Source organism: Alteromonas sp. 1_MG-2023 (genome assembly GCF_030547075.1).
Taxonomy (GTDB): domain Bacteria; phylum Pseudomonadota; class Gammaproteobacteria; order Enterobacterales; family Alteromonadaceae; genus Alteromonas.
In genome coordinates this window covers 169854-183366 of the sequence record NZ_JAUOQH010000003.1, presented here as the reverse complement: position 1 = coordinate 183366, position 13513 = coordinate 169854, and the positions used below count along the sequence as shown (strand labels likewise).

The 13513-nt window shown below is 42.2% G+C and carries 11 protein-coding genes; 7 read left to right on the top strand and 4 right to left on the bottom strand.

Annotation, left to right across the window (positions count from 1 at the left end; all coding sequences use genetic code 11):
* Positions 1-99 precede the first annotated feature (99 nt).
* From Q4561_RS04500 to Q4561_RS04480, 5 genes are all read left to right on the top strand, one after another.
* Positions 100-660, top strand: coding sequence for a twin-arginine translocation signal domain-containing protein (locus tag Q4561_RS04500; RefSeq protein ID WP_303457887.1), 561 nt, complete (start codon positions 100-102; stop codon positions 658-660).
* A gap of 66 nt (positions 661-726) precedes the next feature.
* Positions 727-915, top strand: a complete 189-nt coding sequence (locus Q4561_RS04495) for a hypothetical protein (RefSeq protein ID WP_303457886.1) — start codon at positions 727-729, stop codon at positions 913-915.
* 49 nt (positions 916-964) lie between these two features.
* The gene (locus Q4561_RS04490) at positions 965-1876 is read left to right on the top strand and encodes an HprK-related kinase A (protein ID WP_303457885.1); all 912 of its coding nucleotides are present in this window, start codon (positions 965-967) and stop codon (positions 1874-1876) included.
* Positions 1873-2991, top strand: coding sequence for a nucleotidyltransferase family protein (locus tag Q4561_RS04485; protein ID WP_303457883.1), 1119 nt, complete (start codon positions 1873-1875; stop codon positions 2989-2991). The genes Q4561_RS04490 and Q4561_RS04485 overlap by 4 nt, the downstream gene beginning before the upstream one ends.
* Before the next feature lie 9 nt (positions 2992-3000).
* The gene (locus Q4561_RS04480; protein ID WP_303457882.1) at positions 3001-4017 is read left to right on the top strand and encodes an NAD-dependent epimerase; all 1017 of its coding nucleotides are present in this window, start codon (positions 3001-3003) and stop codon (positions 4015-4017) included.
* A gap of 23 nt (positions 4018-4040) precedes the next feature.
* Here the strand turns inward: Q4561_RS04480 and Q4561_RS04475 are convergent, their stop codons facing one another.
* The 4 genes from Q4561_RS04475 to Q4561_RS04460 form a co-directional block, all read right to left on the bottom strand.
* Positions 4041-5018 carry a patatin-like phospholipase family protein gene (locus tag Q4561_RS04475; protein ID WP_303457880.1) on the bottom strand — a complete coding sequence of 326 codons (978 nt, stop codon included), beginning with the start codon at positions 5016-5018 and terminating at the stop codon, positions 4041-4043.
* A gap of 312 nt (positions 5019-5330) precedes the next feature.
* Positions 5331-7517: a malate synthase G gene (locus tag Q4561_RS04470; RefSeq protein ID WP_303457878.1), complete on the bottom strand. Its 2187-nt coding sequence runs from the start codon at positions 7515-7517 to the stop codon at positions 5331-5333.
* 194 nt (positions 7518-7711) lie between these two features.
* Positions 7712-8656 carry a LysR family transcriptional regulator gene (locus Q4561_RS04465; RefSeq protein ID WP_303457876.1) on the bottom strand — a complete coding sequence of 315 codons (945 nt, stop codon included), beginning with the start codon at positions 8654-8656 and terminating at the stop codon, positions 7712-7714.
* A 257-nt stretch (positions 8657-8913) separates the two neighbouring features.
* Positions 8914-10509, bottom strand: a complete 1596-nt coding sequence (locus Q4561_RS04460) for an isocitrate lyase (protein ID WP_303457874.1) — start codon at positions 10507-10509, stop codon at positions 8914-8916.
* A gap of 305 nt (positions 10510-10814) precedes the next feature.
* On the opposite strand from Q4561_RS04460, the gene Q4561_RS04455 reads away from it, so the two are divergent.
* Together Q4561_RS04455 and Q4561_RS04450 are read left to right on the top strand one after the other, a co-directional pair.
* Positions 10815-11768 carry a chemotaxis protein CheV gene (locus tag Q4561_RS04455; protein ID WP_303458122.1) on the top strand — a complete coding sequence of 318 codons (954 nt, stop codon included), beginning with the start codon at positions 10815-10817 and terminating at the stop codon, positions 11766-11768.
* A 283-nt stretch (positions 11769-12051) separates the two neighbouring features.
* Positions 12052-13512: an alkaline phosphatase gene (locus Q4561_RS04450; RefSeq protein WP_303457872.1), complete on the top strand. Its 1461-nt coding sequence runs from the start codon at positions 12052-12054 to the stop codon at positions 13510-13512.
* Position 13513: the final 1 nt, after the last annotated feature.

Sequence of the window (13513 nt, the reverse complement as noted above, 5' to 3'; positions counted from 1 at the left end):
ATTACCAGTTGGCTAAGGCACTGAACTGATTAGGTTTTATTTTGGGCTCGCTTTTTGCATTAATTCCTAGAAGCAGTATTACAGGATAATAAAAATATTATGAATAACTCTAAAGAAAACATGGATGTTGAAAACCAGAGCAATAGTCGCAGACAGTTTATTTATAAGGCTGCGGCAGGCACTGCAGTTGCTACACTAGCTTCTAAAACTGCATGGGCTAGTGGCGGCGGTACAGGTTGTTCAGTGTCAGGTAACCTTTCAGGTAACCTTTCACAAGCCAGAGACTGTTCAACTGATAGTGTTCAAGGGCTTTCTCCTACTGAATGGGCAACCATTTTCAGCGACGGTGACGAATCAAGTTATGGTGTTGCGAACATACAATGGAAAGCTATTTTTGGTACAAGCCGAAGACCCCTTAATGGTATAGGCGGAAATAATAATAATTTGATAAAGTTTTTACCTGGCGGAAAGCATTCAGGTAAGACTGGTAATGATATTAACGAAGCATTAGTGACTGCATATCTTAATGCAGAAAGTGGAAATTATCCGCTTGCTGGTGGTATCACAGCGTACGCTTATGTCGAGAACCTTTACGATAATATAAGTAACGGTACTTTCACACAAAGCCAGATCGTAGAAGCCGTTCAAGATACATACTAATATAGCCCACAATAAATGATGTTAATTGGTTCGGTTAGTATTTTTTCATCATCGGATGGTTCGGGAGTGTCTCTACACCACCTTCCCTCCGGTGGGCTGTATACTTTTGATGCTAAAGTGTTGCCGGTGTTGCAACAACTTAAGCATGAAGGTACCCTTCCTAGTGCATTGCAAAACCCGTTTTCTCCCAACTTTAATGACTCACAATATGATGAGCTTTTAGCATTTTTGAAAGAGAAAAAACTGGTTTCCTGAAATTATCTGCATATATTAGCGAACTAAAGAAAATAAGAGTGCGATAATCTTGAAGTTAGGCCAGCTATCAAAATCCTCATTCGAGCAGCGCATTCATCGCGGCGATATATCCATTAATTTCAGTCTTTTAATGATGAATGTATCGTCAAAAGTTAATTTAGTCAGCGATACGCTTTTTGAGCTCTATCGAGATTATGATATTGCGTCTAAAGATGACTGGTTTGATTTTAACGTTTCTGTAAATCTACCTACTAACTTGAGGCGCTATTATAAGCCCCAAGCAGTATTCAAACTCGATGAAAATATTCCCTTCAAGCCTTTGCCTTACGCTCACTCATACCCATTGCTAGAGTGGGGTATGAATTGGTGCGTTGCTAACTTTTTTCATGATTATTTACTGTTACATGCCGCAGTCTTAGAAAAAGATGGGAAAGCGATAATTTTTCCAGCGCCTCCAGGTTCCGGTAAAAGTACTCTGTGCGCTTATCTAGCGTTGAGTGGTTGGCGCTTGCTGTCAGATGAAATGGCGGTAATAAACTTGAATACCCACCATGTCGAACCTTTTGTGAGACCCATCTGTTTAAAGAATAACTCCATATCACTGGTAAAAGAGTGGTTTCCGGATACTTATATCTCCCCTTTAGCGAGGGATACTCAAAAAGGAAATGTGGCCCACGTGCGACCGCCAACAGTTGCTGTTGAAAATCGACATGTTAGTGCGCCTATTTGCGGCATTGTATTTCCTAAATTCGAACGAGGTATGCAAACTACTTTAACGCCTATGGCGCAGACTTTTGCTTTACACCAATTAATTGAAAATGCATTCAACTTTGACCTTTTTGAACATAGTGGTTTTGAAATATTATCTGACATCATTCCTAATGTGGCTCTTTTTGAAGCGCGCTATAGCGATGTTCAGGATTTAGGTAAGCGACTATTGAATGAAGTAATTCATCGATGAAAGATAGTCACAAGTTAATCAATCAAATCATAGCTCATCGTAGCGTTCCTAACTTAAGCTTGCGACAGTGGCGAGATATTATCCTAATTAGCAGGGCGAATTCAGTGCTGCCACGCTTAGCGTATATTGTGTTGAGCGACCCGAGTAACGTAATACCCTCTAAAGCAAAAACTCATTTGCAGGCAGCGCGTCGCCATGAAGCTTTATTCCACAACCAAGTTCGTTTTGAGACCGAAACGGTAAGACAGTTGGTCGCTAAAATTACCGATACTAAACTGGTTATTTTAAAAGGTGCAGGCTACGTATTAGGTAAAAACAAAGCGGCGAATGGTAGAGTATTCTCTGATATTGATATCTTGTTGCCAAAGAACGAGATAGAAAAAGTTGAAAAGTGCCTAATGATGTTTGGTTGGCTTTCTCAATCCGAAGATGACTATGATCAGCACTATTACAGGGAGTGGGCGCATGAAATTCCACCTCTTCGACATTTTAAAAGAGGAGCTGTATTGGATGTTCATCATAATATCGTACCTCCAATAAGCGGAAGAGCGCCTAATGCGGATATTCTTTTTAACTCTACAGTAGCGTTGCCCAACGGTATCGAAGTTCTAAGACCATCTGCAATGTTCTTGCACTCCGCAGTGCATTTATTTTTCGGCGAAGAATTTCATCATGGTTATAGAGACTTAACGGATTTAGCGTATTTGCTTGAAGAATTTGTTGATGATGAAAATGAAGTAGCTCACTTAGGTAAACTGGCTGAGCAAATGGGTTTTTCTGTTGAAGTTTTTTTAGCTTTTAGGTATCTAGAAAAGCTGCTAAACGTAAAGATTGAACTTGACTTAAAAGCGCTTCTGCCGCAAGTTAAACTATCTAAACTTCAATTGGTTTATTGTGATTTCGTTTTTACTCGAGTGCTAGCATTAAATCACAAACTTATACCGTCTAATTTTCGCAATTTTGCCACTAATTTAGCCTTCGTAAGAGGCCACTTGCTCAAGATGCCATTTCGTATTTTGCTCAAGCATAGTGCGAAAAAAATGAGTCGCTACATGACAGAGTTGCTTGTTGGAAACATAGACAGAAAAAATAGATCAAAAGACGATTTATCTTAAAGGACTTTTATGAAAATTCTGGTTACCGGCGCTGCAGGCTTCATTGGTGCAGCCGTTTCTCAATATTTAATTAATCGCGGTGACGATGTTGTTGGGATTGACAACATTAACGATTATTACGATATCGCCCTTAAACATGCCAGATTAGAGCAGATTCAGAACTCTGAAGCAGGCGAGCGCTTTACGTTTATCAAAATGGGTGTAGAAGAAAGGCCAGAAATGGCAGCTTTGTTCGAAGATCAAAAATTCGACAAAGTGGTTCACCTAGCCGCACAGGCTGGTGTGCGATATTCAATTGAAAATCCTAATGCTTATGTAGATGCTAACTTGGTTGGCTTCATGAACATTCTTGAGGGATGTCGCCACAACAAAGTAGGTCATTTAGTTTATGCATCATCAAGTTCGGTTTATGGTGCTAACGAAACCATGCCGTTCTCAGAGCAGCATAATGTTGATCATCAAGTAAGTTTGTACGCAGCGTCGAAGAAAGCTAACGAGCTTATGGCACATACATATAGCCATTTATACGACTTACCTACTACAGGTTTACGCTTCTTCACCGTTTATGGCCCTTGGGGGCGCCCAGATATGGCGCTTTTCAAATTTACTAAGGCGATATTGGAAGGTAAGACAATTCAGGTTTACAACTTCGGTAACCACAGACGAGATTTCACCTATATTGATGACATCGTTGAAGGGGTGATTCGTTCACTTGATAATGTGGCGCAGTCCAACGAGAGGTGGAACGCCAGTGAGCCAGATCCAAGTTCAAGTAAGGCACCTTACAAGGTTTATAACATAGGCGCACAAACCCCTGTGCATTTGCTGAAGTTCATTGAAACGCTAGAAGAATCATTGGGCGTTGAAGCGAAAAAAGAGCTATTGCCATTACAGCCAGGTGATGTTCCAGACACCTATGCGGATGTATCCTCACTGGTTAACGACACAGGCTATAAACCGTCTACGTCTATCGATGTGGGTGTTAAGAACTTTGTCGATTGGTACAAAGACTTCTACAACATTTAAATCGTTTTAGTTAAATTGAATACCTAGCCAGTGCCAGTAGTCGCCACCTTGAAAGTTTGAAAGGCGGCGCACTTTCTGGGAAGGTATTCTTTTGTGGTTTCATAACCTAGTTCAAATAGATGATTTTTCATTTCTGGTGTTAAAGTAAAGTCTACCGCTGAAATCTCCCCCGTATTAATAACTACCGTGTTATGCCAATATTTCGCGTTAATATACTCCCTAGAAATTGCCGTCATAAAAGTGCGTATTAGCATGGAGAGGTACTGGGGAAGTAGTAACACGCCTTTTTTAATTATCTGGCGTTTTTGCATGGCACTTTGAAGACGAAAGCACACGGTAGGGGTACCATCCTGCTGCCAATCTTCAAACAATGCGTCTTCAGACAATATAGCGCCGTCGACTAACAAGTGCTCCCTATAAGGCTTGAATGAAAACAGCAAAGGAATTGACATGGAATAACGCACCGCCTCTGAAACCTTCATATTTGGCGTACTTTCTTTACCAAACAATACCGGGCCGCCACCGTTAACATCAGTTGCTAATATGGTCAGTGCGATAGGGAGGTCAGCAAAGGTTGCGCCTTCTAGTTTTTTATCTATCCAGCGTTCAAAATGATCCCCCGACGATAAACCGCCTTCGCGCAACAATCGCCATACGGAAAAAGCAGTAAATTGCCTAAAATCGGTAGCGATAACTAACTCTCGCATGTCATCAATACTATGCCCTTTGGCAAACATAGCGGCAATAATAGAGCCGCCTGATACGCCTACTAGGGTTTTAATTTCGATATTTAGGTCTTTTAGGGCTTTAAGAATACCAATATGCGCACTTAGCCGAGTACCGCCACCAGATAAAATGGGCACGATAGAGTTAGGTATTATTAAATCCTTAGCGCTATCGTCTGACACATTAGCGGCTAGGTCTTTAGAGTCCAGAGCTTTAGCACTCATAACTTTAGAATTTGGCCCCTCGGATGTGGGCACTTTTGAAGTTACCTGCATTTTTTAACTCCAGTTGTTATCACTGAAGCTTAGTAGAGTTAGCCTAAGCTGCCACTTTATTGATGGGCAAATACACGGGCCTTTATTAAAAAAATTACAATGTGCACAAGAGTTGCCAAGTTGCTTAAGTCAGGAGAGTGTTGTTAATAAAAAAAGCCGAGCAAACTAATGTAAGCTCGGCATTGCTACGATGGGCTCGATATGTCCCTCGCGTTACACGCTAGGCTGTTAACTGTACGTCATTAATTAAGCGTCATTGATTAGACGTTATTAATTAGGCGTGATCAATTAAGCGTGAGCAATTGGACATGACTAATTTCGTGCAACCAATTTTGCTTTCATTTCGCGACGTCTTGCGTGTAAAAGAGGCTCTGTATAACCACTTGGCTGTTCTTTTCCTTTAAAAATAAGATCGCTTGCAGCCAAGAAGCCAATAGAGTTATCAAGGTCGGGCATCATAGCAATGTATTCTGCGTCGCCCGCGTTTTGCTCATCAACTAACTTTGCCATTCGGCGAAGGGATTCATCTACTTGCGCGGCACTTACAATGCCGTGCTCAAGCCAGTTAGCGATGTGCTGTGATGAAATACGTAAGGTTGCTCTGTCTTCCATTAAGCCAACGTTGTTAATGTCGGGCACTTTTGAGCAGCCTACACCTTGATGCACCCAACGAACCACATAACCTAAAATACCTTGCACATTGTTGTCTATTTCACGCTGTATGGTGTCTTCTGTTAGCGATTCTCGATTTTCTAACAGTGGAATAGTCAAAATATCGTTAAGGCCTGAGAATGTCTCATCTAAACCCTTTTGAATGTCGAAAACATTTACATCATGATAATGCAGAGCGTGCAAAGTGGCAGCGGTAGGTGAGGGAACCCAAGCGGTATTTGCGCCAGATTTAGGATGCCCAATTTTAGCATCCATCATATTTTGCATTTCATCGGGAATAGGCCACATCCCTTTACCAATCTGTGCCTTACCAGAAAGACCACATCGAAGCCCTACGGCCACATTGGCGGTTTCGTACGCTATAATCCAAGGCATGGTCTTGAGGGTTGCCTTTTCGGCGAAAGCACCCGCAAGCATAGAGGTATGAATTTCATCGCCGGTTCTGTCTAAGAAACCAGTATTGATAAACACAACCCGAGACTTCGCAGCATTGATGCAGGCATCTAAGTTAACACTGGTGCGACGCTCTTCATCCATGATACCCATTTTCAATGTATTTTTAGGTACATCAATTACGGTTTCTATCTTGGCGAATAGGGCATCAGAAAACGCCACTTCTTCAGGGCCATGCATCTTGGGTTTTACAATATAAATGCTGCCATGCCGGCTATTTTGAAACTGGCTATTATTTAGCAAATCATGCTTTGCTATTAGCGAGGTCACCAAGCCATCCATAATGCCTTCTGGCACTGGCTCGCCGTCAAATAACATAGCGTCGTTTGTCATTAAATGACCAACGTTGCGCACGAACATAAGGCTGCGGGCAGATAAAGACAACTGCTCTTGGTTCGATACATGTTTTGATGGCGAATACACTCTATCTTGATGCATAGCACGAACGATGGTTTTGCCACCTTTGTTCATTTCAATACTTAGCGAGCCTTTCATTAGGCCTAACCAGTTACTGTAAACCAAGGTTTTATCTTCGGCATCAACCGCTGCAACTGAATCTTCGCAATCCATAATAGTCGTTAACGCAGCTTCAATTAAAACATCTTTAACCCCTGCGGCGTCGGTTTTACCTATAGGGCTGGTGGCATCTATCTGAATTTCAAAATGCAAACCATTGTGCACGAACAATAGCGCTGTGGGTGCACTAATGTCACCTTGGTAACCTTGCCATTGCTCGGTGTTCGCAAGTGTTGTGATATCGCCATCGGTTAGAGAAATGGCTAATTTACCTGTTTCTATTTTATAACCGGTAACATCAACATGGCTTCCTTTGGCAAGGGGAAGCATATCGTCTAAATACGCTTTGGCTTTTGCTACTACCTTTTCCCCACGAATAGGGTTGTAGCTTTTCCCGGGTTCTGCTCCGTTTTCGTCGCTAATAACATCAGTACCGTATAAGGCGTCGTATAAACTGCCCCAACGGGCGTTAACGGCGTTTAACGCATAGCGAGCATTGTTAATAGGTACAACTAATTGGGGCCCGGCCATGGTGGCAATTTCGGCATCCACATTGGTGGTATCGGCTTGAACGTTTTCTGGTTGTGGAACTAAATAACCGATTTCTTTTAGGAAAGTAACGTATTGCTCACCGAAAGCAGGGTTCCCCGCTTTGTGATAGTCATCGATGGCCAGTTGGAGTTGTTCTCGTTTTTCTAGTAGGGCACGATTTTGAGGAACGAATTCTGAGAAGAGGGCTTCTGCACCTTGCCAAAATGCGTCTGGTTGAAAACCAGTGCCTGGCATTGCCTGTTGGTTGATGAAATCATCGAGTTGCTCAGCAACCTGTAAACGGCCACGTGTAATATAATTTTGCATAACTACCTCTATACATTTTCTGTAGCTCTAGTGTAGAGAGTATAAAGGCAGTTTTTTAATTTATGGTTTCTATCTTTGCCATTTTTATAGTGAATGACGGTGTGCAAGTCGTATTCATAATGAAAATCGTGTTTGCTAAAGGTTGTTAAAGCGTGTCTAAGACAACTTTCGGCTACCCTAAACTAACTAATAACCTAGTTATCACTCATTTCATTTGCTACATCACTAATCAAACGGCGTAGCCAGATATGCCCTGCATCGTGATGAAGCAATGCACTCCATGCCATTTTCAATGCAATAGGCGGAATATCAAACGGCGGCTCTTTTACCACAACACTAGGATCGTCTTTAAACAACTTCGCCGCTTTACTTGGCAAGGTAGCTATAAGCTTTTGGGTTTTAGCAATTTGCAATGCGGCGTGATAATGGCGGGTAAATACCCTGATAGCGCGCTGCTTTCCTATTTTAGTTAGCTCGGCATCTACCCAGCCAAGCTTCTGCACTTCTGTTGGGTCAATACCTACTCCAACACCAAAGCCAGTTTTACTTACCCAAATATGTTGAGCACTTAAATAGCTATCTAGATCACACTTTGCAACAAGCGGGTGATCTGAACTCATTACACAACTAAACGTATCGTACCAAATCACTTTTTGATGAAATGAGAGCGGGAGCTCTTCAAAGCGATTAATGGCCATGTCGACCTTGCCTTGCTCTACATCGTGAAAGGTCACGTCACTAGGCGTAATCAAGTCGAGAGTGATATTAGGCGCAAGATCGGTTAAACGGCCCACTAACTCAAGCAGTAAGGTACTTTCTGCATAGTCACTGGTCATTATGCGAAAGGTACGTTCGCTAGTTAGCGGGTCGAAATCAGTTTCAGGCTGAATTGAGCTTTCTAATCGGCTTAGCACGTCGCGAATAGTAGGTTGAAGCTCTAATGCTCGTTTCGTTGGCGTCATTCCATCGCTGGTGCGCACCAATAACGGATCTTTAAATAAGTCACGCAGGCGTTTTAACCCATTACTCATTGCAGGTTGCGTAATGCTTAGCTGATTGGCCGCTTTCGTTACACTGCCTTCTCGCAGCAAAACATCTAAATACACTAGTAAATTTAAGTCGACCTTCGCTATATTCATTATTGTAATGCTCTTAATAAACTCAATTAGACAGGGCTATTATAAAGGCTTTTTAATCTGCTGTCAGATACGCTTTTGGTCTTAGTTCTAAAAAGACTGAAATTCTCAAATTACTGAAAGATATATCTATTTATTATCATATGGCGGGAAAGCCGTAGAGCTTAGCTTTGAGACGTGTTGGCAATTATAATAAATTTGCTGAATAACTAAAAAAGGCACCCGAAGGTGCCTTTGAAGAAAGTTGGGATACTTTGTGTTTAAACGTCGAACTGGTTCATGGTGTTATCGTCACCAGAAGCTTTAAGTGCACCTTCACCAGAGAAGTACTCTTTGTGTGTATCACCTAAATCTGAACCTGCCATTGCTTGGTGTTTAACACACGCTAAGCCTTGACGAATTTCTTGGCGCTGAACACCGCGAACATAAGCCAGCATACCTTCTTCACCGAAGTAACCTTTGGCCAAGTTGTCAGTAGACAATGCCGTAGTATGGTAAGTCGGTAGTGTAATAAGGTGATGGAAAATACCCGCTTCACGAGCAGCATCTGCTTGGAAACTCTTGATTTTTTCATCAGCTGTAGTCGCTAGTTCAGTCGTATCGTATTCTTCGCTCATCAATTTAGCGCGGTCGTACGCAGATACGTCTTTACCTTCTTCAGCCCATGTATCAAATACTTGCTGACGGAAGTTTAATGTCCAGTTGAAAGATGGTGAATTGTTGTAAACAAGCTTAGCGTTTGGCACTTGCTCACGAATAGCGTTAACCATCTCTGCAATTTGGCCAACGTGTGGCTTTTCAGTTTCAATCCACAATAGGTCAGCGCCGTGCTGAAGTGACGTAATACAATCAAGTACTACACGGTCAAAACCTGAGTTATCTTTAAAGCGGAATAAACCGTTAGGTAAACGCTCAGGTTTAACTAATTGTCCGCCTTGTTTCAATACAAGGTCGCCTTCAGATAAATCGTCAGCACCGTTTACTGGTGTTGTTTTCAAGAAAGCATTGTACTGAGCAGCAAGGTCACTTTCAGACGTTGATACTGGGATTTTCTGTGTTAAACCAGCACCTAGTGAATCGGTACGGGCAACAATAACACCGTCGTCTACACCTAACTCTAAAAATGCATAACGAACCGCATTGATTTTAGCTAAGAAGTCTTCGTGTGGAACCGTTACTTTACCATCTTGGTGTCCACATTGTTTCGCATCAGAAACTTGGTTTTCAATCTGAATACAGCATGCACCGGCTTCAATCATTTGCTTAGCAAGCAAATAAGTGGCTTCTTCGTTTCCGAAACCTGCGTCGATATCGGCGATAATTGGTACAACATGGGTTTCGTAGTTATCAATCTGGCTTTGAATAGCGGCTACATCACCGCCACTTGCTTTCGCGTCATCTAGCTTATGGAATAAGTCGCCTAGTTCACGGGCGTCAGCCTGACGTAAGAAGGTGTAAAGCTCTTCAATAAGCGAAGAAACCGTTGTTTTCTCATGCATTGATTGGTCTGGAAGAGGACCGAATTCAGAGCGAAGTGCAGCAACCATCCAACCTGAAAGGTATAAATAGCTTTTATCTGTAGTACCTTGGTGCTTTTTAACAGACAACATTTTTTGTTGACCTACAAAGCCGTGCCAGCAACCTAAAGACTGCGTGTATTTTGCTGTGTCAGCATCGTAATCTGCCATGTCTTTTCGCATGATAGCAGCAGTGTAACGCGCAATGTCCAAACCAGTTTGGAATCGGTTTTGAACTTTCATTCTAGCAGCGTACTCAGGGTTAATGCCTTCCCAAGCACCTTTCTGTGCTGCTTTTAAAGTGGCGAAGTTATCAATATCTCGTTGATACTGCGACATGAGCGTTTCTCCCTACTATAATTAGTTTCAATGTTGTTTTGAGATACCGCATTGGTGCGTTCTCTTAAGCTTCCATTTCATCCTAGTGCGGTAGGGGGAATAATAAAAGTGTATATTTTGCATTGCCGTCATTCATATTGTGAATGATATTTTGGCCCAGATGAGAAGCGATTTGAGAATGCAGGGTGAAGCCTTGCTTGTGGGATTTAGCCGGTAGCCAATTAGAACCGCTGCTGGCAAGGCTGGTTAAAACACAAGTTAAAAAACGAACGTGAATTGTTGATTTAAAAATTAAGTGAGTAATGATGAGTAATGGCGTCCTTTCCTCGGTTGATCAGCGCACTAAACTAGTGGGCGAAAATAGGCTTGAGTTGCTGATGTTTCAGTTAGGCTCTCGTCACATATTTGCCATGAACGTGTTCAAAATCAAAGAGGTTATTAATGTTCCGAAGTTTAATAGTATGCCGGGTTCGCATTGCAACCTAAAAGGGGTAATGAATTATCGCGGAAGCGCAATCCCTATTATCGATATACGCCAAGCGATTAAAATGCGTGGCGGAGCAATAGGTGACGATGCGCACAATGTGATCATTACTGAGTACAACCGCAGTGTTCAAGGCTTTATTATTGGTAAAGTAATGAATATCGTTAACACCTCATGGGACACCATACAACCACCGCCTAGCGGAATGGGAAAAACAAATTACCTTACTGCAATCACGCAAGTCGAGGTGCAAGGTAAAAAAGAAATAGTCGAAATTATTGATGTTGAGAAGGTGTTGGCCGAGATCATTGATTACGACACTTCAATCTCTGAAAAGGTACTAGATAAAGACATTATCAATCACTTCGTGGGTAAAAAAGTGCTTATCGTTGATGACTCAAGTACGGCAAGAAAACAAGTTAGAGATACCTTGGAGCAACTTGGTTTACACATTATTGAAAGAGAAAATGGGGCCGAAGCCTTAGCGTTACTTCAACAGTGGGCTGACGCTGGTAAGCGCCCCAGCGATGAAATATTAATGATGTTTACCGATGCAGAAATGCCTGAAATGGACGGTTATAGGTTAACCTCGGAAGTTCGTAACGACCCTAGAATGCAGGATCTTTTTATCACCCTAAATACTTCCTTAAGCGGTAGTTTTAATGACGCCATGGTAGAAAAAGTAGGCTGCGATAGGTTTATTTCGAAGTTTCAACCAGATATGCTCGTAGATGTTGCTCAACAGCGGCTTCGAGATTTTCTTTCAGAAAAGTAGTTCACCCTAAACCCATTAACCCTAAGCCGTTAACCTTTAGCCGTTAACCCTCCTAACAATACTGTTTACCCTTAATACTTTGTGAAAAAGTGAGCTCTGCCTTACACTATCGCCTTCAATAAGTACTACCTTCAATGTCCGTTTATACTCGAGCCATTATGTTGGGAATATTTTGTGCAAATTTTATATGACACAAAGGCCTAATTGCTTCCATATAGGATGAAGGTCGTTTGCGCTATTGTTTTAATTTTAAGCGCATTTTTTCAGTTTTCAGGGAAGTTTCATGATTAATAGTAAACGTAAACTTTTAACCACATTATTAGTGGGTGGTTCTATTTCAGTATTGTCAGGTTGTGGCGCTACCCCAAAAGAAAGTGCTCAAACTCCTGTAACGCAATACTCAGCACCAAAAAATATCATCATGGTAGTGGCTGACGGTATGGGGCCAGCTTTCACCACCGCTTATCGTAATTATGTAGACGATGAAAATACACCCGAAGTTGAAGCAGTAGTATTTGACGACATTCTATTGGGTAATGCATCAACATACCCTGCCAAAGTTTCAGGTTTTGTGACTGATTCAGCTGCCGCCGCTACCGCGTTAGCCTCAGGCGTTAAATCATATAACGGCGCGATTGGTGTTGATGTAGACAAGCAGCCAGTAAAATCAGTGATGCATTACGCCAAATTAAAAGGCATGCGTACCGGGTTAGCTGTAACTTCTCAAATTGTACACGCAACGCCGGCCGCTTATATTGCGCATAATGAAAGCCGTAAAAATTATAATGAAATCGCTGACGACTTTTATGACGTTCGTGTAAACGGTGAATTAGTTGCTGACGTTATGTTAGGTGGCGGCACCAGTTTTTTTGAGCGTGAAGACCGCAATATTATTGGCGAGTTTATTGATGCCGGTTATGAATATACCGATAGTTACAACCGTTTAGCCACTGTACCTAAAGGCAGTAATGTATTGGGCTTGTTTGCTCCGGTAGCACTACCCGCCATGTTGGACGATAGCCGCGATAATCGCCTTAAATACTTAACTGAACATGCTATTAAGCACCTCGAAAATGACAACGGGTACTTCTTATTAGTAGAAGCTAGCCAAGTTGATTGGGCTGGACATGCCAATGACATAGCCTCTGCGATGGCAGAAATGCAAGACCTTGCCTACACCATGGAATACCTAAAAACGTATGTGAAAGCTAACCCAGATACGTTAGTTATTTTGACGGCTGATCACAGCACAGGCGGCTTAACTATTGGTGCGCGTGGTGACTATCGTTGGAGCCCCGAATACTTGCACAATTTAAAAGCGTCTTTGGCGACCGTTGCAAAGAACATGGCTGAACAAGACAGCCCAGGTGAATATGTGGCAACCAATTTTGGTTTTGATGTGACGGAAGAAGAACTTGCGACCTTCGACAGCATCGCTCAACAAGATGAAGAAGCACGCTTTAAGGCATTGAAGGTATTTTTAGATAATAAAACCAATACTGGGTGGACGTCTTCAGGTCATACCGGTGTGGATGTTGAAGTGTTCGCATTTGGTGCTGGGTACAGTGCATTTATGGGGCAAATCGATAACACGGATATCGCTAAAAAAATATTCAACTTTATCGACAAGCGTAGCGCAGCTACTCAAGGTATTACCTCTAATGTAGAGCTGATGAAAGATAGCGAGAAGCCTGAAGGCACAAGCACCAGCTGTGATTTTAAAGAAAATTGGCGCTGCGAATGAC

Coding starts and splice junctions, on each gene's coding strand:
- Q4561_RS04500 (WP_303457887.1), top strand. CDS start 100: ATGAATAACTCTAAAGAAAACATGGATGTTGAAAACCAGAGCAATAGT.
- Q4561_RS04485 (WP_303457883.1), top strand. CDS start 1,873: ATGAAAGATAGTCACAAGTTAATCAATCAAATCATAGCTCATCGTAGC.
- Q4561_RS04480 (WP_303457882.1), top strand. CDS start 3,001: ATGAAAATTCTGGTTACCGGCGCTGCAGGCTTCATTGGTGCAGCCGTT.
- Q4561_RS04475 (WP_303457880.1), bottom strand. CDS start 5,018: ATGCAGGTAACTTCAAAAGTGCCCACATCCGAGGGGCCAAATTCTAAA.
- Q4561_RS04470 (WP_303457878.1), bottom strand. CDS start 7,517: ATGCAAAATTATATTACACGTGGCCGTTTACAGGTTGCTGAGCAACTC.
- Q4561_RS04465 (WP_303457876.1), bottom strand. CDS start 8,656: ATGAATATAGCGAAGGTCGACTTAAATTTACTAGTGTATTTAGATGTT.
- Q4561_RS04460 (WP_303457874.1), bottom strand. CDS start 10,509: ATGTCGCAGTATCAACGAGATATTGATAACTTCGCCACTTTAAAAGCA.
- Q4561_RS04455 (WP_303458122.1), top strand. CDS start 10,815: ATGAGTAATGGCGTCCTTTCCTCGGTTGATCAGCGCACTAAACTAGTG.
- Q4561_RS04450 (WP_303457872.1), top strand. CDS start 12,052: ATGATTAATAGTAAACGTAAACTTTTAACCACATTATTAGTGGGTGGT.